The organism is Micromonospora sp. NBRC 110038, from assembly GCF_020884815.1.
Taxonomy (GTDB): Bacteria; Actinomycetota; Actinomycetes; order Mycobacteriales; family Micromonosporaceae; genus Micromonospora; species Micromonospora haikouensis.
The window spans coordinates 772,623-792,041 of record NZ_BBOL01000001.1; the positions used below are offsets into that span (position 1 = coordinate 772,623).

Genomic DNA, 19,419 nt, shown 5'->3' on the forward strand with positions numbered 1-19,419 from the left:
ATCAGAACGCGCCCTTGAGGTGCTCGACCCGGGCCGCGCCGGCGTCGGGCAGCTCGACGGAGAGGACGTCGAAGCGCACCTCGCCGGCCGTGGTGCCGGTCTCGGCGAGCCAGCGGGCCGCCAGCCCCCGCAGCCGCCGCGCCTTCGCCGGCACGACCGCCTCGGCCGGCGTCCCGTAGTGGGTGGTGCGTCGGGTCTTCACCTCGCAGAAGGCGAGCACGGGGCCGTCCCAGGCGATGATGTCGATCTCACCGGCGGGGCAGCGCCAGTTGCGGGCGACCGGGCGCAGCCCGGCTCCGATCAGGTGCCGGACGGCGCATCGTTCCCCGTACGCGCCGACGGCCTGGTTCCGCTTCGTCATGGGGCGCACCATGCCGAGTTGTGGTCGCCTCCGCCGTACGCCTGTGGACGACGGAGGCGGTTGTGGACGAACGGACGATCATGCCCTTGCTGTGCTATGTGCGGACGGCCGGGCGGTGTCCGTTTCCGCGTACTCCTGCGGTTTGTCGCCGCCGGTGCGCCGTCCGTCCGGATGGCGCGGGGGTGCGCCTGTCACATACGGTGCCGATCGTGAACGCACGACGGAGCTTTCCCGAAGATCAGGAGTCGCGTTGGTACCCCGGCGAGCGCGGGTACGGCGAGTCGGACTGGCGTCCGGCGGGCGACGACCGCTATCGAGCGGACGAGTTCCGCGTCTCTGACCAGCGCGGCGACACGGGCGAGCGGCGTTACGACGAGCTGACCGACCCGCCCGTGGGCCGGTACGGCGAGACCGGGCGGCACGGCGCGGACGACGCGTTCGGGGCCACCGAACCCGACACGGACAGTTACCGCCCCGCGCGGTCCCGCCGGTCCGACACGGGCTCGTTCGGGGTGTCGATGGACGAACTCGCCGCCGAGCGGGAGGCGCGCCGGGCGGCGCGGGCCGCCGAACCGGCCCCGTCCGCCGACGCGGCGCTGCCGGCCGGTCAGCACTCCGTCGAGTTCCCGCTGCCGCCCGCCCAGCGGGCCGTGGAGTTCCCGCTGACCATCGGCCAGCGCCCCACGCCGGTCTCCGCCCCGGGGCACGACGACCGCTCCCCGTCCGGCCCGGCGCGCGAGGACCGGTCGCTGCCCGGCCTGGCGCCCGAGGACCGGGCGCTGTCCGCTCCGGCGCGCGAGGACCGGTCGCTGCCCGGCCTGGCGCGCGAGGGTGCTCTGCTGTCCGGTCCGCCGCGCGAGGCGGGTCCCCGGGACGCCCCGCTCGACGCGGACCCGCTCGGCGTCGACCCGGTGGGGCGCGGGCCGGAGCCGCCGCGCCCCGCGCCGCTCGGCGGGTACCCGATCATCGAGCCGGGCCGCACCGGCGAGCCGGGCCGCACCGGCGAGTCGGGCCGCACCGGCGAGTCGGGCCGCTACGCCGAGCCCGGCCGCCCGGACGGGCCGGCGGACCGGGGCGCGGGGGAGTGGGCCCCGCTCGACCGGGCCGAGGTCGCCGCCACTGCGGCGGAGCCGGCGCGCGCCACCGACCCGGGCCGCCCCGCCGAGCCGCCGCATCCGCTGGACCTGCCGACCGGGCCCATGCCCCCGGTGGCGCCCCGTCCGGACCTGCCGCCGCCCGGCCTGGACCCGGCGTACGCCCCGGACGGGCTGCGGCGCTCCGGCCCGGCGCCCTCCGACGGCGTCTACCGCACCCGTCGCCCGGCGCTCGCCGTGCTGATCGCGGTGCTGGTGGTGGTCTTCGAGGTCCCGGCCCTGCGGGTGCTGCGCCACGGCCTGCTCGGTGACCCGCTGTCGGCGGCCGACGTCGTGGTGGGCACCTTCCTGGTCGGCGGGCTGCCGATCTTCGGCATCGGGCTCTACGGGCTGCGCACGGGCGGTCTCGCGCTCACCGACGGCGGCCGGGGCTGGCTCCGCCCGCCGACGGCGTACCTGACGGTGGGTCTGGTGCTGTTCCTCGCCGCCGCCCTCGCCGCCCGCTGAGCCGCCGCGCTCGCCGCCCGCTGACCGGCGGGCCGGGCAGGGGCGTACACTGGGCGCTTGGCGACCGCCTCGCGCGGTCGACCTCGCGCGCCCTCTCCACGTCTCGTGGGGCGGCGGCCTCCCTGGTCCCGATCATGATCGGGCCCACCACGGCCGGCGACCGGGCGCCAGGACGCCCGGCCGCCGGCCGGGCGGCGCAACCAGGGATCACAAGGAGTACCCCACCATGGCCGTCGTGACCATGCGTCAGCTGCTGGAGAGCGGTGTCCACTTCGGGCACCAGACCCGTCGCTGGAACCCGAAGATGAAGCGCTTCATCTTCACCGAGCGCAACGGTATCTACATCATCGACCTGCGCCAGACCCTCGACTACATCGAGAAGGCGTACGACTTCGTGCGCAACACGGTGGCCGAGGGCGGCAGCATCCTCTTCGTGGGCACCAAGAAGCAGGCCCAGGAGGCCATCGCCGAGCAGGCGACCCGGGTCGGCCAGCCGTACGTCAACCACCGCTGGCTCGGCGGCATGCTGACCAACTTCCAGACGGTGTACAAGCGGCTCCAGCGGATGAAGGAGCTGGAGGCGCTGGGTGACCTGAGCGGCACCGCCGCCGGTTACACCAAGAAGGAGACCCTCCAGCTCTCCCGCGAGAAGATCAAGCTCACCAAGACCCTCGGCGGTCTGCGGGACATGCAGAAGCTCCCGGCCGCGGTCTGGATCGTCGACACCAAGAAGGAGCACATCGCCGTCGACGAGGCCCGCAAGCTGGGCATCCCGGTGATCGCGGTGCTCGACACCAACTGCGACCCCGACGAGGTCGACTTCCCGATCCCGGGCAACGACGACGCGATCCGCTCGGCCGAGCTGCTGACCCGGGTCGTGGCCGCCGCCGTCGCCGACGGCCTCATCGCCCGCTCCGGCCGTCGCCGGGGCGGCGACGAGAAGCCGGAGCCGGGCCAGGTCGGCGCCGACGAGCCGCTGGCCGAGTGGGAGCGCGAGCTGCTCGAGGAGCCGAAGAAGGCCGACGAGCAGCCGGCGCAGCCCGCCGCCGAGCAGCCGGCCGAGCAGCCGGCGGCCGCCGCCGCGGAGTGACCGCGCCGCCGCGCCCCCGCCGCCCGTTTCCCCGGGCGGCGGGGCGTGGCGGGTACGCCGGGCACGCCCGGCCCGGATCCGGGTGACCGGCCCCGGCTCGACCCACCCGGCCCCCAGACCAACCCACCGAGTCCCAACACCGAAGAGAGAGTCATGTCCAACTTCACCGCCGCGGACGTCAAGAAGCTCCGCGACCTCACCGGCGCCGGCATGATGGACTCCAAGAAGGCGCTGACCGAGGCCGAGGGCGACTTCGACAAGGCCATCGAGATCCTGCGCGTCAAGGGCGCGAAGGACGTCGGCAAGCGGGCCGGCCGCACGGCCGCCAACGGCCTCGTCGCCCACTCGGGCAAGGCGCTGCTGGAGCTCAACTGCGAGACCGACTTCGTCGCCAAGAACGACGCCTTCATCGCGCTGGCCCAGCAGCTCGTCGAGCACGGCGAGGCCAGCGGCGCGACCTCCGCCGAGGAGCTGCTCGCCAGCAGCATCGACGGCAAGCCGGTCGCCGACCTGATCCAGGAGCAGTCCGCCAAGATCGGCGAGAAGCTGGTGCTCAACCGCTTCGCCAAGCTGGACGGCACCGTCGCGGTCTACCTGCACCGCAAGAGCCAGGACCTGCCGCCGGCGGTCGGCGTGCTGGTGGAGTACGCCGGCAAGACCGACGAGGCCGGGGACGCCGACGCCCGCGGTGTCGCCATGCAGATCGCCGCGATGCGGCCGAAGTACCTCACCCGTGACGAGGTGCCGGCCGACGTCGTCGAGTCCGAGCGGCGCATCGCCGAGCAGACCGCCCTCGAGGAGAACAAGCCCGCGGCGGCGCTGCCGAAGATCGTCGAGGGCCGGGTCAACGCCTTCTTCAAGGACTACGTCCTGATCGAGCAGGCGTCGGTCGCCGACAACAAGAAGACCGTGAAGCAGGTGCTGGCCGAGGCCGGCATCGAGGTGACCCGCTTCCTGCGGTTCGAGGTCGGCCAGGCCTGAGCCGCCGGTCGGGCGCGTGACGCGCGCCCGGGGGCAGGGAACATCGACGAGGAGGCCGCTGGTGTACGTGACAGGCACCGCGGCCTCCTCGTCCCATGCCTGGCCCGTGTCGCCGAACCGGCGGCGTAGGGTCAGCGACGGCAGGTACGCGGTAACCGGGGCACGTGGGGTGCGGCCGGGGAAGGGCGGGGCGGATGACGCAGGTTGTGAGTGACCGGAGCCTGGCGGCGGATGATCCGACCGCCCCACCGCCCGGCCGGGCCCGCCGGGTGGTGCTGAAGCTGTCCGGCGAGGTCTTCGGCGGCGGCGCGATCGGCGTCGACCCCGACGTCGTCCAGGCCATCGCGCGGCAGATCGCCACCGTGGTCCGCCGCGGCGTGCAGGTCTCCGTGGTGGTCGGCGGCGGCAACTTCTTCCGCGGCGCGGAGCTGCAGAAGCGGGGCATGGACCGTGCCCGCGCCGACTACATGGGCATGCTGGGCACCGTGATGAACTGCCTGGCCCTGCAGGACTTCCTGGAGAAGGAGGGCATCGAGACCCGGGTGCAGAGCGCCATCACGATGGCCCAGGTCGCCGAGCCCTACATCCCGCTGCGCGCGATCCGGCACCTCGAGAAGGGCCGGGTGGTCATCTTCGGGGCGGGCGCGGGCATGCCGTACTTCTCCACCGACACGGTGGCCGCCCAGCGGGCCCTGGAGATCCGGGCCGACGTGGTGCTGATGAGCAAGAACGGCGTGGACGGCGTCTACACCGCCGACCCCCGGATCGACCCGACCGCCAGCAAGCTCGACTCGATCACCTTCTCCGAGGTGCTCCGCCGCAACCTGCGGGTCGCCGACGCGGCCGCGTTCAGCCTCTGCATGGAGAACGGCCTGCCGATGCTGGTCTTCGGCGCCCAGGGCGACGACACGATCATCCGTGCGGTGGGTGGCGACAAGATCGGCACCCTGATCACCGCCTGAGCGGCCGCGGGCCGCGCGAGACGGCCCCGCGACACCACAGCACAGCCCACGACGAGCACAAAGAAGGAGGCGAGGAGACCGGTGATCGACGACACCCTCCTCGAGGCCGAGGAGAAGATGGAGCGGGCCATCGAGCACGCCAAGGAGGAGTTCGGCGCCATCCGCACCGGTCGCGCCAACGCCGCCATGTTCTCCAAGGTCATCATCGACTACTACGGCACCCCCACGCCGCTGCCCCAGATGGCGTCCATCGGGGTCCCCGAGCCGCGCATGGTCATCATCAAGCCGTACGACAACTCGCAGATCGGCGCCATGGAGCGGGCGATCCGCGACTCGGACCTCGGCGTGAACCCGAACAACGAGGGCAACCAGCTGCGCATCCTGCTCCCGCAGATGACCGAGGAGCGCCGCCGCGAGATGATCAAGGTGGCCCGGCACAAGGGCGAGGAAGCCAAGGTGGCGGTGCGCAACATCCGCCGCAAGGGCAAGGAGGAGCTGGACCGGCTGGTCAAGGACGGCGAGGTCGGCGAGGACGAGGGCCGGCGCGCCGAGAAGGACCTCGACGACCTGACCCAGAAGTTCGTCGCCACCGTCGACGAGCTGGTCAAGCACAAGGAGAGCGAGCTGCTCGAGGTCTGAGCCGCGACGGCCCCCGGGGCCGTCGCGCGTGACCTGCCGTGGCACCGGTGTGCCGCCGTCGTCGGGCGGCGGCGCCGGTGCCTGCGTCGTCACGGGCCGAATCGCCCCTCGTCGTCACGGGCCGAAACCGGGCGAACCCGGGGCGCACCGCCGGTGGCGGCACGGAGGGCTCGTCCACCCTGCCGGGGCGACCCGTGCAGTAGGCTCGGCACGATTCCGGCCACCACGCGGTGAACGGGCGGGATCGCCCGGCCGTCGCGCCGGTCAATCGGACGGAACAGTCGTCGTAGGGGATGGTCTTGGTCGTACGTCATGTGGTGAGCCCCGTACCGCGTCCGTTCGGTGCGTGATGTCCCACCTCGACCCCTACCGCAGCCCCGAGTCCCGCAGCTGGGACCGGCCGGACGCCCCGGCCGCGCTCCCCTGGCCCGACCGTGATCTGGAGCCGGGGCAGAGGGCCCGCAGCGCCACCACCGACGCGTACGCCCCCGCCGTCCCGGGCGGCCGGCCCGAGACGCGCCGCCCGGCGGGGCGACCGGAGCCGTTCGACGCGGACGCCACCGACCCGTACGGCGCCCGCCCGGTGCCCGACGAGCCGCCGCGGCCCGGTGACCCCGTCGACCGACCGGGCTGGCCCGGTGCCCCGGGGGCGGGCGGAAGGCCCTCTCCCGAGCGCCCCGGCGGGCCCCTCCCCGGCGGGCCGCCGGCCGGTGCGGCGTACCCGCCCGACGAGTCGACCGGCCCGGCGTACCCGCCCGGCGGCGGTGCCGAGCCGGAGCCGCCCCGGGGGCGGCGCGGGCCCGGCCGGCGACGGGCGAGCGCCGAGCGACCGCCCACCCAGCAGCCCTCGCCCGGCCGCGCCGGCCGCAACCTGCCGGCGGCGATCGGGGTGGGCGTCGGCCTCGGCGCGGCCGTCCTGCTGCCGCTCTTCTTCTACCTGCCCGCCTTCCTCCTCGTGCTCGCCGCCGCGATCGCGATCGGCATCTGGGAGATGGCCCGGGCGGTGCGCCGCAGCGGGGCCCACCCGCCGCTGGTGCCGCTGGTCGCCGGCGGCGTGCTCACGGTCGGCCTGGCCTGGTTCGCCGGCCCCGACGCGCTCTGCCTCGGCCTGCTGGTCACCGTTCTCGGCACGATGATCTGGCGGCTGGGCGACGGGCCGGGCGACTACCAGCGCGACCTGACGGCGGCCACCCTCATCGCCGTGTACGTGCCGTTCCTCGGCGGCTTCGCGGCGATGCTCGCCGCCGCGCCCGGCGACGGGCACCTGCGCGTGCTGGTCACCCTGGTCGCGGTGGTGCTCTCCGACACCGGCGGGTACGCGGCGGGGGCCAACCTCGGCAAGCACCCGATGGCCCCCTCGATCAGCCCGAAGAAGTCCTGGGAGGGCTTCGCCGGCTCGGTCACCGCGGCGGCGGCGGGCAGTGCCCTGCTGATCTGGCTGCTGTTCGACGTGGCCCCCTGGTGGGGCGCCCTGTTCGGCGTGGCCGTGTCCTGCGCGGCGGTCCTCGGCGACCTGGCCGAGTCCATGATCAAGCGGGATCTCGGCGTGAAGGACATGAGCAACCTGCTGCCCGGCCACGGCGGCCTCATGGACCGCCTCGACTCGATCCTGTTCGCGGTGCCCACCGCGTACCTGTTGCTGGCGGTTTTCGTCCCGGTGGTGGGCTGAGGCATGAATCACGCCGGTCAGCCCGTTCCGGCCGCGTGGTCGGGTCCGATTCGGCACCTCCGGCCAGGTGCGTCGGGCGAACGGCGTGGGAGACTGGACGGGTCATGACGAGCCTTCCCCTGATCCCTGTCACCTCGGACGCCCCCGCCGCACGCCGCGCGGCCATGCCGCCCCGTCACCTCGCCGACCTCGACCTGCCGGCCCGGCAGGCCCTGGTGGCCGAGCTGGGCGAGCCGGCGTTCCGCGCGAAGCAGATGTCCACCCACTACTTCGGCCGTCTGGTCCGCGACCCCACGTCGATGACCGACCTGCCCGCGGCCACCCGGGACAGGCTGGCCGCCGAGCTGCTGCCCACCCTGCTCACCCCGGTCCGCGAGCTCGCCTGCGACGACGGCGCCACCCGCAAGGCGCTCTGGCGGCTGCACGACGGCTCGCTGGTGGAGAGCGTGCTGATGGGATATCCGGACCGCGTCACCGTCTGCATCTCCAGCCAGGCGGGCTGCGGCATGGCCTGCCCGTTCTGCGCCACCGGCCAGGCCGGGCTGACCCGCAACCTGTCGACGGCCGAGATCGTCGACCAGGCGGTCTACCTGGCCGGCGTGGCCGCCTCCGGCGCGGTCGCCGGCTCCCCGCCCCGGCTGTCCCACGTCGTGTTCATGGGCATGGGCGAGCCGCTGGCCAACTACTCGCGCGTCGTCGCGGCGATCCGCCGGCTGGTCGCCCCCGCCCCCGAGGGCCTCGGCCTGTCCCAGCGGCACATCACCGTCTCCACGGTCGGCCTGGTCCCGGCGATCCGCCGGCTGGCCAGCGAAGACCTGTCGGTGACCCTTGCGTTGTCCCTGCATGCGCCCGATGATGAGCTGCGCGACGAACTCGTGCCGGTCAACCAGCGGTGGAAGGTCGCCGAGGTGCTGGACACGGCGTGGGACTACGCGGCCCGCACGGGGCGTCGGGTGTCGATCGAATACGCGATGATCAAAAACGTGAACGACCAGCCGTGGCGGGCCGACCTCCTCGGCCAGCTGCTGGCCGGCAGGTTGGCGCACGTCAACCTCATCCCGCTCAACCCGACCCCGGGCAGTCGGTGGGACGCGAGCCCGAAGCCCGTCGAGCGGGAGTTCGTCCGGCGTCTGCGCGCCGCCGGGGTCTCGACGACGGTGCGGGACACCCGGGGGCGCGAGATCGACGGCGCGTGCGGGCAGCTCGCCGCCGCCGGGGACAGGGACACCGAGACGCCGCAGGAGGCAACGGCGTGACGGGGCGTACCGAACGAGACCAGGAGACATAGTGGCGAGTCAGGGTCAGCGTTTCCGGCGTAAGGCGCTCCGCCGGGGATACAAGGTCGACGAGGTGGACGCCTTCCTGGACCGGGTCGAGGCGACGCTCGACGGCCGGCCCGTCGGCGCGCCCGTGGCCTCCCAGGAGGTCCACGACGTCGTCTTCCGGGTCCGCTTCAACGGCTACGACGAGTGGCAGGTCGACCTGCACCTCGACCGCGTCGAGCGGCAGCTGGCCGAGTTGGAGGAGCGCGGCGGCTCGCCCGGTCGCGGCGCAGACCCCCGGATGCCCGACCGGATGGGTCCGTCGGACCGGATGGGCCCGCCGCTGCGAGACGACCGGGGGCCCGTCCCGCTGCGTGACGACCGGGGCCCCGTCCCGCTGCGCGACGACCGGGGACCGCTCACCATGCGTGACGACCGGGGGCCCGCGCCGATGCCGCAGCCCATGCCGCCCCGGCCGATGCCGGCGCAGGCCGGTCCGCCCGGCGACCGCTACGGCCGGTACGACGAGCCGACCGGCGGTTTCTCCGGCGGGTACGACGAGCCGACCGGCGGCTTCTCCGGCGGGTACGACGGGCCGCGCGGCGGCTACGACGCACCTCGCGGCCCGGGTGGCCCGGGTGGTGGCCCGATGGGTCCGGGTGGCCCGATGGGTCCCGGCCCCGGCATGGGGCACGGCGGCCCGCCGCCCCGGGGCCTGCCCCCCGGCCCCGGCGGCTACGGTCCGGACGAGCAGCGCTTCGACGGCTTCGAGGCGGGGCGGCACGGGCGGGCAGACATGACCGCCGAGATCCGGATGCCCGAGCGGGACCTTCGCGAGCTGCGCGGCCGTGGCCCCGCCGGCCCTCCGCCCATGCCGCCGCAGCCGATCGGGGGCCCGCCGCCGATGGCCGGCCCGCCCGTGGGTGGCCCCCCGGCCGGTGGCCCGCCCGTCGGTGGCCCGCCGATGGCCGGTCCGCCCGGCAGCGACCTGCACCGGGTGGACCAGATCCGTCGCAGCTTCCAGGTGCGCCGGTTCGGCAGCGGGTACGACCCGGACCAGGTCGACCGGCTCTTCGAGGGCATCCTCGGCGGCATGGCCGGCCGGGGCCCGATGCCGGTCAACCCGAAGGACCTGGACACCCTGCGCTTCGGCCTGGTGCCGGGCGGCTACTTCGAGGCCGAGGTCGACGCCGCGCTCAAGGACGTCCAGGACATCCTCTTCGGCCGCTGACCGCCCGGTGGGCGCGGGAGACCTGCCCGCGCCGCAGCACACGTACACGACGAAGGGCCCGCCCCGACCGGGGTGGGCCCTTCGTGCGATGCCGGTCCGGCCGGGGTCAGGACCGCAGGCCGTTGCGGCGCAGCACCGTGTCGCCGACGACGATGGCCAGCAGCAGCACGGCCAGGCCCACCAGCCAGATGTCCTCGACCCTGCCCTCGTGGTTGCCGCACAGCATGGCCAGCAGCGCCAGCGCGGAGACCACCGCGCCGATCCGCCCGGCCTTGCGGTGCCCGGGCTTGTGCTGATCTGGCGACGTCACCGGCTCGCTTCCTGCCACTGTCGGTCCTTCCCTCGCGATCGGATCTCCGGTTAGTCTGGCACGCCCCGTGGCTGACCTCGTGCGGTGGGGGTTTCCCGCCGGCCCCGCACCCGCCGGCCCGCACCCACCGCCGGTGCCCCCGTGCCGGCCACCGGCGCCCAGTGGACCGGCCGGAGGCCGGAGGACCCGGGCCGGAGGGCACTACCGGCGTCGCGGGCCGGCGACCAGACTGCCTCCGGTAGCGTCGGGACGTACACCTTGATTGTCTTTTTGAGGGGGACTGCGGTGCGAGTGACCGGTACGGGACACGCCAGCATGCGGATCGACACGGCCGCGGGCAGCATCCTGTGCGACCCGTGGGTCAATCCCGCCTACTTCGCCTCGTGGTTCCCGTTTCCCGACAACTCCCAGCTCGACTGGGAGACCCTCGGCGACGTCGACTACCTGTACGTGTCGCACCTGCACCGGGACCACTTCGACGCCGCGCACCTGCGCGACTTCGTCTCCAAGGACGCCACCGTCCTGCTGCCCGAGTTCCCCACCTCGGAGATGGAGGACGAGCTGCGGGCGCTGGGCTTCACGAAGTTCCTGCGGGCCCCGAACGAGCAGGTGGTGGAGCTCGACGGCGGCCTGCGGATCATGATCCAGGCGCTCACCAGCCCGACCGACGGCCCGATCGGCGACTCCTCGCTATGGGTGGAGTACGACGGGGTGCGGCTGCTCAACCAGAACGACGCCCGGCCGACCGACCTGAGCGTCTTCGCCGAGCTGGGTCACGTGCACGCGCACCTGCTCCAGTTCTCCGGGGCGATCTGGTATCCGATGGTCTACGAGCTGCCGCAGTCGGCGAAGACTGCGTTCGGCAAGCAGAAGCGGGAGCGGCAGTTCGACCGCACCTGGCGCTACATCGCCGACCTGAAGGCCGACCACGTCTTCCCGATCGCCGGCCCGCCGTGCTTCCTCGACGACGACCTGTGGCAGTTCAACGACATCCACGGCGACGAGGGCAACATCTTCCCCGACCAGTCGGTCTTCCTCGCCGAGTACGCGAAGGTCGGCGGCACCAACGGCATCGTGCTGCTGCCGGGCAGCGTCGCCGAGGTGACCACCTCGGGGGCGACCACCACCCACCCGCAGCCGGTCGAGGAGTTCTTCGCGAACAAGGCCGCCCACCTGGAGGAGATGCGGGAGCGCAAGCGCGGCGTCATCGAGGCGGAGAAGGCGTCCTGGCGGCACCCCGAGGTCGACGTGCTGGCCGGGATGAAGCGCCGCATCGAGCCGCTGCTGGAGGAGTCGATCTACCTGGCCAAGGGCGTCGGCGGCCCGGTCCGCTTCGACCTGGTCGACTACGACGGCGAGAGCGTCGAGTCGATCGTGGTGGACTTCCCCGGCAAGGAGGTGCGGCCGTACGCCGACGAGAAGGTCCGCTACCGGTTCCGCACCGAGCGGGCCCTCGTGGAGCACCTGCTGCACATCGGCGAGGTCGACTGGGTCAACTCGCTCTTCCTGTCCTGCCGGTTCTCGGCGGCCCGGATCGGCCAGTACAACGAGTTCGTGTACGCCTTCTTCAAGTGCCTGTCCACCGAGCGCCTCCAGTACGCCGAGGGCTGGTACGACGAGCACGAGCGCACCAGCGACGCCGAGGACATCACCCTCGGCGACTGGGTGGTGCAGCGCCGCTGCCCGCACCTGAAGGCGGACCTGACCCGGTTCGGCATCGTCGAGGGCGACCAGCTCACCTGCCAGCTGCACGGCTGGAAGTTCGACCTGCCCAGCGGGCGCTGCCTGACCAGCGTCGGGCACAAGGTCCGGGCGCACCGCGCGGACGCGTCCGCCCCGACGCCCTGACCCGGCGTTCCGCCCCATTCCGCCCCTTCTGCCCCGTTCCTTCCCGTTCCGCCCCGCCCGCAGGTGACCATGGAGTCGTGACGGGCGGGGCGGAGTCGTGACCGGCGGGTTGGCGTCGTGACCGGTGGTGCGGACGAGGCGGCCGGCTACCGGTACGGGCGGCGCAGCGAGATGGCCCGCGACGCCTCCCGGGTGGAGGCGTTCAGCGACGCCGTGATCGCCATCGTGCTGACCCTGATGGCGGTCGAGCTGCTCCAGTTCGCCCCGCAGAACCCCACCGGGCCGGACCTGGCGGGCGCGCTGTTCCACGAGTGGCCGTCGTACCTGGCGTACGTGATCACCTTCGCGATCGTCGGCCAGGTGTGGCTCACCCACCACAACATGTGGCGGTACGTGGTCCGCGTCGACCAGTTGCTGCTGGTGCTGAACCTGCTCCTGCTGCTCTTCGTCGCGGCCATCCCGTTCGCCGCGAACCTGCTCTCGGACAACCTGCGCGGCCCGGTCGGCGACCAGCGGCTCACCGCCGCCCTCTACGTGGGCACGGTGCTCGGCGAGGCGCTCTTCTTCAACCTGAGCTGGTGGTGGGCGCGGCGGCGCAACCTGCTGCACCCGGACCTGGACCCCCGGCTGGCCCGGGCAGTGGCCCGCCGGTTCCTGCTCGGGCCGCTGCTCTACCTGGTCGCCTTCGCGGTGGTCTTCGTCGACCCGGTGCTCAGCCTGGTCGCCTACCTCCTGCTCGTGGGCCTGTACCTGGTCCGCGGCCCCGGCGACCTGCCCCCGTCGAAGGAGCGCGCACCCGCCGGACGCTGAGGCCCCGCCGGACGCTGCGGCCCCCGCCGGGCGGCGCGAGGTACCGGACGCGTCACCAAGGGTCCGCTCCCCGCCAGCGGCGATCAGGTGCCCGGCGGGCGCAGCCGCCGGGGCACGCAGCGGTTCGGCAACTCCGCCCCGTCCAGCTGAGGGAACTGTGCCCGGCACCAGGCGTCGACCCCGTCCTTCGACTCGGCCGGCACGACGGCGAAGGTGAGCCAGAGGGGCTTCCCCTCGTACAGTTGTTGCCGACCGTAGTCGGTGCTGAGCAGGAGGATCACCCGGGCCTCACCGCCGAGTTCCGTGCGGAGCTGCTGGTGCTCGGCGAGGATGTCGGTGGCGTAGAAGGTGTGCGAGCCGTTCGCCGCCCACTGCTCGGGGTCGACGATGCCCACGCTCTTCGAGGCGAGCTGGGCGACGTACCGGCCATCGAGGCTGATGGTGGGCAGATCCTGCTCGTGGAGCCGGCTCAGCTCCGTCAGGGCCGCCGCCTCGGGGTCCTCGGGAGCCGGGGTCGTGGTCGGGGTGCCGGTGTCGAGGGAGCCTTCGGCCGACGGGAGCGGGTCGCCGCCCGGGGCGCTGGGCGCGCTGTACGGGTCGGGAGACGACCCCGGCCCGTCGTAGGTGCTTCCGTCGGCGGCACCCGGATCCATCCGGTACGCCCCGTAGGCCGTACCGACGAGGAGCAGCAGGACGACCAGGACCAGCCCGGCCGCCTTCCGGAGTGCGGCACCTGCCGGCCGCTGCGGGTTACCGGTCGGCGGTTCGAGGGGACGCCAGGGAACAGGCTCCGGTGCGGTGGCCGGGTCGACCGGCACCACCGGCAGACCCCCGAAGGCCGCCGGGTCCAGCGGCTCGTCCCGATCCGAGGGCTCGTCCCGCTCGGCGGGAGCGGTGCGGGCGGGCGCTTCGGCGCTCGTGGCCCGGATCGCCGCGCCGGCGGCTGCGGAGGCGGGGGCCGGTGCTTCGGGGCGGGTGCGGCCGGGCGGCGGCTGCGGGATCTGGTCGGCCAGGTCGCCGACCAGCTCCCGCAGGTTCCAGATCGGCCTCTCCGCGCCCTGCCGCTCGTCGCTCATCCTCGCCTCCCGATCACGCGTCGCCCGGCACCAGTACCCGCCGGCGGGGCTCGCCGTCGGACGTGGCGGCCGTGACCGGGGCGCCGGCCGGCACCGCCCGGTCCCGACCCCAGCTGCGGATCTCCGCGATCTGTTCCGGCTGGGTGCGGCTCAGCGGGATGGTGTTGACGAAGGTGTCGACGACGAACTCGGTCGGTGGGCAGGACCGGTCGCCCCGCAGCAGCATCTCGGTGCCCACCTCGTTCATGGCCGACTCGATGTCGGAGCCGGCGAACCCGTCGGAGAGGACGACCAGCCGGGGGAGCAGGTCGCCGTCCGGTTCGGTGTCGAGGTAGCGTCGGTAGTAGAGCCGGATGATCTCCGCCCGGTCGGTGTCGTCGGGCAGGTCGACGAAGAAGAGCTCGTCGAAGCGGCCCTTGCGGAGCAGCTCCGGCGGCAACGAGCGCACGTCGTTGGAGGTGGCCACGACGAAGACCCGGGACCGGGATTCCTGCAACCAGTACAGGAACTGCCCGACCAGACGCCGGCTCACCCCGGTGGAGTCGTACTGACCGGCGAGCCCCTTCTCGATCTCGTCGATCCAGAGCACGCAGGGAGCCGTCCGGTCGGCCATCTCCAGCGCCTCCCGCAGCCGGGTCTCGGACTGTCCGACGTACATGCCGAGGATGGTCGCGAAGTCGAGCCGGTACAGCGGCATCCGCCACTGGGCCGCGACGGCCTTGGCGCAACGGGACTTCCCGCAGCCGGGCACGCCGACCAGCAGCACCCCGCGCGGCGGACGCAGCCGGGTCTCGCTCAGGTCGGCGAGCATCACCTGGTGCTTGCGACGCAGCCAGGCCCGCAGGCTGGTCAGCCCACCGAGTTCACTGTCAGCCGAGTCGACGTGCACCCGTTCCAGGCCGGCGAGATCGCCGAAGTGCTTGTCCTTGAACTCCGCCATCCGGGCCACGTCGTCGCGGCGCAGGTGTCCGCTGGCGGCCATCGTGGCCAGCACGTTGATCGCGGTGCCCTCGGGAACCCCGACCAGGAACTCGGCGGCACGCCGGGCGTCGGCGTCGGTCCAGTCGATGGTGACCGCGCCCTGCTGCTCCCTGAGGAAGTCGGTGACGATGCCGTACATCTCAGGGGCGTCGGGCAGGTCCAGGACGATGCTCATCCCGAGACGTTGCAGGCCACTCCACAGCGGCGTGTCGGTGACCAGGACGATGCTGCCGGAGCGGGCGTCGGCGAGCCGCGCGAGTTCCGCGATGTGCCGGGTGGCCGGGGAGTCGGCCGTCAGATCGTCGGGTTCGACGAAGACGATCGTCGCCTGGGCCCGCCGGGACAGTTGGGCGGCGGCGAAGTCCATCGCGGCCACCAGCGAACGCTCCTCCTGCACCTGGGCGTTGGTGCGTAGGTCCCGCAGCCCGGCCGCCCTGGTGTGCAGCCAGAACGGCAGGCCGGCGCGGCGTGCGCTGCCGGCGACCTCCCGCAGCAGCCGGACGGCGCGCAGCGGCTCGACGGTCCGCACGCTGATGAGCGGCACCCGGGCGGCGACGTAACTGTCGAGGTCCCTGCGGGCCTCCAGGTAACGGGACATGATCGCTTCCTCAGTCGGGGGTCGCCGGGCCGGCGACGATGATCCGGCGGCGAGCCGGTCCGGCGGGGTCGGTGGCCCACTCGTCGACCGGGCCGGAACCCGGGGCGGTGGACGCGGTCAGCGGGTTCTCCCGCACCGTGCGCATCCTTGTGTGCACCAGCGGGCCGTCACCGCCCTGCCGACGCAGCTGCTCGACACCGTCCTCCAGCGCCCGCTGGACCAGCTCGATCTGGGCGTCGACGAGGCCGAGCAGGTGTCGGGCGAGCGGCTCGGGCAGCCCGGGGCTGCCGGCCACCGCCCGGATCGACGCCAGTCCCCGGCGGCCCTGCACCAGGGCTCGCGCCCACTCGAACTCGTCCCCGGCGGCCGCCATGGCTGCCAGCAGTCCGTCCGCCCAGAGCTTCAGCCGCTGGTCCAGCGCGCCGGTGAGCATGGCCACGAAGCGGGCCCAACCGTCGGCGGGCAGGGCCGCCTCGACCAGCTTCGGCAGCCCGCCGGGGGCGGCCGACTGCTCGGTGCGCCAGCGGCGTAGGAACGTCACCCAGGTCTGCAGGTCGTCGCCGTGGCTGTTCACGGGTCGGCCCGGTGCGGCCGGCGCACGAGGATCTCGCCGGGCGGCAGCGGCTCCCAGTCGGGCAGCTCTTCGACGACCTGCCGCCGGCGGTCGGTGGCGGGCGGCGGGGACGCTGGCCGGGCCCAGGGTCGGGGCTCCGGAACGTCGTCACGGTCGATCATTTCACTCCCCCTTGTCGGTCCGGCCCACCGCGCGACGTTCGTGCGGTGCTCCCGGCCCACCCGCCGTGGCCAGGTCGGCGATCAGGGCGGTGACCCGGCTCGCGTCGCTGTCGGCGGCGGTGAACCGGTCCCGCCAGGCTTCGAGTTCCATGCCGGCGGCCCGCAGCCCGCGCAGTGCCTCGTCCCGGGCGTCGTCGATGAGCCTCCGGACCCGCTCCTGCTCGGCGGCGGCGGCCTCCGCCCGACCCTTGAGGACCACCGCCCAGACGCCGCCGGTCAGGGCGGTGGCGAGCAGGCCGATCCCCGCGCCACCGACGGCAAGCCCGATCAGCAGCACGACGAAGAGCACCACCAGCGGCCCGATCAGGCTCTTGCCCCAGTCGAAGGCGAGACCGTCGACGAAGGGCCGACCGTAGCGGTTCCAGTGGGCGTCGAGCGAGCGTTCCAGGGTGCCCATCGGCCGGTCGAAGGAGCCCGTCCAGGAGGGCGGCCGGAACGCGGCCACTCCGCTGAGCGCACCCGGGTCGACGGCCACCTCGACGGTCGTCGGCGCGGCGATCCGATAGTCGTTGGTGAACCCCGCGTGGGCCTCGCCGATCCAGTCGTGGCAGGCCGCCATCGCCAGCCGCTGGGTCTGTGCGGAGACGGCCAGGGTGTGCGGGGCGAGGGCACAGTCGGTCTGCAGGCTGAGGTAGTCGCGGGTGTCGTCGAGGACGTCGACCTGGGCGCGGGCGACCTGCTCCGCCGCGGCCAGGTCGCCGTCGGCCTGGACGATGGCCTCCTGCTCGGCCAGCTGCCGGCGCAACGGCAGCTCCTCCCGGTCGTACTCGGTGACCAGTTGGTCGAGCAGCTCGTCCACGGCATCCTCGATCCGGCTGCTCGGGGTGGCCTCCGCGGCCAGCACCGGGGTGTACCGGTCGAGGATCGACCCGTGCGCCTGGGCGTGCGACAGCATCAACCGCAGCTGCGGCCACTGCGGCGACGCCTCGGCCAGCCTGGGGAAGTCCTCGTCCAGCCCGTCGACGCGGACGTGGCTGGTCAACTCGATCCGCCAACGCCGCACCTGGGCGGAGATCACCGCCTCGTCGTCGAGCAGGAGCCGACGCCACCCGTCGAGCCGCTCCTGGACCAGGGCCAGCCCGGCGGGGCCGAACGCACCCTGGGCGGTGGCCTCCAGGATGACCGGGAACTCCCGGCCCAGGGCTGCCGGGTCCTGGGCGTCGAGGTAGTGCCGCAGCCACCGTACGGCGGCCGGCCCGCGATCCTGCCGGCGCAACACCAGCGCCATGAACAACGCGGTCCGCTCGGGGGAGTGCTGGTAGGCCTCCTCCACCGCGCGGACGCACAGTTGCGGGTCGTCGCCGGCCCAGGCGGCCAGCGTCACCAGCACGGGCGCCAGCCAGTAGCGGGAGTTCTGCACCAGCAACTCCTCGCTGACCGCCCGAACGGTCTCCTCCCGGACCAGCCCCTGGTCGAAGGCGCGGAGCATGCCGACCGCCGTGCGGCGGACCACCTTGTGGTGGCCGAACTGCTGCTCGATGTCGTTCTTGAGCTGACCGACCCTGGCCTCGGCGCTGTGCAGGTTCTTGGTGCGCTGTGCCTGCTGTTCGAGGCGAAGCACAGCCCCGTGGAGCGTCGCCAGTTGGTCCTGGGTGATCCGCTGCTTGATCCCGATGTCGTTGACCTGCAGGCCGACCTCGCCGACGGCGTTGCTGATGGCGACGAGGTCGCGCCGTTGCTGCCGCAGAATGTTCTCTACCGCTCTCAGTTCGGACATGGCTCCCCCGGTTTCGATGTGCTGGTGAATGCCCATCGGTATTGATCCGCGAGCCCGGAATCGTCGATGGTGAGGAGCCGACCCGAGTCCCGTGTGCGTGACGTGAATTCGCGCCCCGTGGCGCAGAGGTATTTGGCGCGGTGATATTCCGCTGCTGTGGATGGTTGCCGGCAGGGGCCGGACGTCGCGTCGACCGAATGTGTCGAAGAGTCGGCCGATCGGATACCGGCCGCCGACTCGTTTCCTGTCGGCGGACCGTCAGGTGGCGGGCTCGTCCCCGGTCGTGGGCCCGGCGTGCTGAGCCACCCGGGCCAGGGCTGTCGGATCGGCGATCGTGATCTGGCGGTATCCCCAGCGGAGCACCCCCGCCTCGCGCAGTGCCCGCAGTGCCTTGTGGACCGTCGCCGGTGCGACACCGACCAGGGTGGCGAGTTCCGGCTGGCTGAGCGAGAGCCCTATGTCGACGCCGTCGTCGCCGGCCCGCGTGCCGTACCGATCGGCGATCTCGATCAGTGCCCGGGCCAGTCGCACCTCCGCCGGGTACGCGAGGAAGTCGGTGCGCCGCCGGTTGGCCCAGCGCAGCCGCTCGGCGACGATGGTGGTGACCAGGCGGGCCGCCTCGGGGTGCCGGGCGAGGACGTGCCGGAACGCCTCGGCGGTGAGCAGCCTGCCGGTGACCACACCGCAGGCGGTGACGGTGGCCATGCGGCGGGGATGCTCGGCCAGGGCCGCCGTCTCGCCCACGATGTCACCGGCCGTGCGGACGGCCAGGAGCGCCTCGAAGGTCTCCGCCAGGCTGGTGACCTTGACCAGGCCGCCGGTCAGCAGCACCACGTGACTGCTCGTGGCCCCCTCGGCGAGGAGCCGTTCGCCCGGCTCGAACCGGACGGGGCTGCCCCGACCGAGCAGCACCTGCCGGGTCTCCTCGGGTAGCCGCCCGAGGAAGCCGTTCGACGGCCATGTGCGCGGGCGCGACCTGGCACCGTCCACTCCCACCTCGCGGGCACCCTCGACGCCGACTGACCCGGCAAGTCTGCGGTACCGGTGACCCGGCCGCAATGCGTCGGTGGTGGGGCGCCCGGCCGGTGTCCACCGGACGGACGCGGTCGCCGCTGTCGACCGGACCCTCATGTCACTCCTAACCGCGCGCTCTGTGGTGGAGCGTCGCACGGGTCGGGCCGCGGGATCCCGGATAATTCCGGGATTCCCTCGGGTGTTCGGGTCGACCATGGCAACGGGTGGCCGGGGATGGGTGATTCGATGCGACTGCGACGTGCCGGTGTGTCAATTGACGGACACTGCGGTCGCGACGGCCGGAACGTCGGCGATGATCGGGCACCGCGCGGGAACCGAGCATTTGCGTATCCGTCGGCGGGTCGACCGAATGCGCGCGCCCGGGTGCGGCAACCGATGTTGCCGTTGGGGCGAGAACTGCGGGAAGACGGGGGCGAATCGCTTGCACACTGCACTGGAGAACGCTGGGGCGCG

18 protein-coding genes are annotated in these 19,419 nt (G+C 73.3%); 10 read left to right on the forward strand and 8 right to left on the reverse strand.

Features of this window, described 5'->3' with window-relative positions; translation table 11 throughout:
- Position 1 precedes the first annotated feature (1 nt).
- Complete coding sequence (locus LPU61_RS03300) at positions 2-361, reverse strand: YraN family protein (protein ID WP_043962354.1); 360 nt, start codon at positions 359-361, stop codon at positions 2-4.
- Between the two features lie 209 nt (positions 362-570).
- On the opposite strand from LPU61_RS03300, the gene LPU61_RS03305 reads away from it, so the two are divergent.
- The 8 genes from LPU61_RS03305 (at position 571) to LPU61_RS03340 (ending at position 9,796) form a co-directional block, all read left to right on the forward strand.
- Positions 571-1,962, forward strand: a complete 1,392-nt coding sequence (locus LPU61_RS03305) for a hypothetical protein (protein WP_229404073.1) — start codon at positions 571-573, stop codon at positions 1,960-1,962.
- 226 nt (positions 1,963-2,188) lie between these two features.
- Positions 2,189-3,052, forward strand: coding sequence for a 30S ribosomal protein S2 (gene rpsB / locus LPU61_RS03310; protein ID WP_043962356.1), 864 nt, complete (start codon positions 2,189-2,191; stop codon positions 3,050-3,052).
- Positions 3,053-3,205: 153 nt separating this feature from the next.
- A complete protein-coding gene (tsf, locus tag LPU61_RS03315; protein ID WP_043962357.1) occupies positions 3,206-4,033 on the forward strand; it encodes a translation elongation factor Ts in 828 nt (275 codons plus the stop codon).
- 194 nt (positions 4,034-4,227) lie between these two features.
- Positions 4,228-4,995 (forward strand): UMP kinase, encoded by a 768-nt coding sequence (gene pyrH / locus LPU61_RS03320; protein WP_043962358.1) that lies wholly within the window; start codon positions 4,228-4,230, stop codon positions 4,993-4,995.
- 81 nt (positions 4,996-5,076) lie between these two features.
- Positions 5,077-5,634, forward strand: coding sequence for a ribosome recycling factor (frr, locus tag LPU61_RS03325; RefSeq protein WP_043962359.1), 558 nt, complete (start codon positions 5,077-5,079; stop codon positions 5,632-5,634).
- A 349-nt stretch (positions 5,635-5,983) separates the two neighbouring features.
- Entirely contained in the window at positions 5,984-7,303 is a 1,320-nt protein-coding gene (locus LPU61_RS03330) for a phosphatidate cytidylyltransferase (protein ID WP_229404075.1), read from the forward strand.
- A 104-nt stretch (positions 7,304-7,407) separates the two neighbouring features.
- The gene (gene rlmN / locus LPU61_RS03335) at positions 7,408-8,559 is read left to right on the forward strand and encodes a 23S rRNA (adenine(2503)-C(2))-methyltransferase RlmN (RefSeq protein ID WP_043962362.1); all 1,152 of its coding nucleotides are present in this window, start codon (positions 7,408-7,410) and stop codon (positions 8,557-8,559) included.
- A gap of 31 nt (positions 8,560-8,590) precedes the next feature.
- On the forward strand, positions 8,591-9,796 hold the full coding sequence (locus LPU61_RS03340) for a DivIVA domain-containing protein (RefSeq protein WP_229404077.1): 1,206 nt from the start codon (positions 8,591-8,593) through the stop codon (positions 9,794-9,796).
- Positions 9,797-9,902: 106 nt separating this feature from the next.
- Here LPU61_RS03340 and LPU61_RS03345 read toward each other — a convergent pair whose 3' ends face one another.
- Positions 9,903-10,124 (reverse strand): DUF2631 domain-containing protein, encoded by a 222-nt coding sequence (locus LPU61_RS03345; RefSeq protein WP_096761598.1) that lies wholly within the window; start codon positions 10,122-10,124, stop codon positions 9,903-9,905.
- Between the two features lie 267 nt (positions 10,125-10,391).
- Here LPU61_RS03345 and LPU61_RS03350 point away from each other — a divergent pair, with 267 nt between their 5' ends.
- A complete protein-coding gene (locus tag LPU61_RS03350; RefSeq protein ID WP_043962366.1) occupies positions 10,392-11,954 on the forward strand; it encodes a Rieske 2Fe-2S domain-containing protein in 1,563 nt (520 codons plus the stop codon).
- A gap of 171 nt (positions 11,955-12,125) precedes the next feature.
- Entirely contained in the window at positions 12,126-12,764 is a 639-nt protein-coding gene (locus LPU61_RS03355; protein WP_043964150.1) for a TMEM175 family protein, read from the forward strand.
- 83 nt (positions 12,765-12,847) lie between these two features.
- Here LPU61_RS03355 and LPU61_RS03360 read toward each other — a convergent pair whose 3' ends face one another.
- The 6 genes from LPU61_RS03360 to LPU61_RS03385 form a co-directional block, all read right to left on the reverse strand.
- Positions 12,848-13,840 carry a hypothetical protein gene (locus LPU61_RS03360; protein WP_229404079.1) on the reverse strand — a complete coding sequence of 331 codons (993 nt, stop codon included), beginning with the start codon at positions 13,838-13,840 and terminating at the stop codon, positions 12,848-12,850.
- Between the two features lie 13 nt (positions 13,841-13,853).
- Positions 13,854-15,419 carry an AAA family ATPase gene (locus tag LPU61_RS03365; protein WP_043962367.1) on the reverse strand — a complete coding sequence of 522 codons (1,566 nt, stop codon included), beginning with the start codon at positions 15,417-15,419 and terminating at the stop codon, positions 13,854-13,856.
- Between the two features lie 10 nt (positions 15,420-15,429).
- A complete protein-coding gene (locus tag LPU61_RS03370) occupies positions 15,430-15,993 on the reverse strand; it encodes a hypothetical protein (protein WP_229404080.1) in 564 nt (187 codons plus the stop codon).
- Complete coding sequence (locus LPU61_RS03375) at positions 15,990-16,154, reverse strand: hypothetical protein (protein ID WP_158229388.1); 165 nt, start codon at positions 16,152-16,154, stop codon at positions 15,990-15,992. The genes LPU61_RS03370 and LPU61_RS03375 overlap by 4 nt, the downstream gene beginning before the upstream one ends.
- 1 nt (position 16,155) lies before the next feature.
- Positions 16,156-17,931 carry a hypothetical protein gene (locus LPU61_RS03380; protein WP_229404082.1) on the reverse strand — a complete coding sequence of 592 codons (1,776 nt, stop codon included), beginning with the start codon at positions 17,929-17,931 and terminating at the stop codon, positions 16,156-16,158.
- Between the two features lie 258 nt (positions 17,932-18,189).
- Positions 18,190-18,843, reverse strand: coding sequence for a Crp/Fnr family transcriptional regulator (locus tag LPU61_RS03385; protein WP_229404083.1), 654 nt, complete (start codon positions 18,841-18,843; stop codon positions 18,190-18,192).
- Positions 18,844-19,419: the final 576 nt, after the last annotated feature.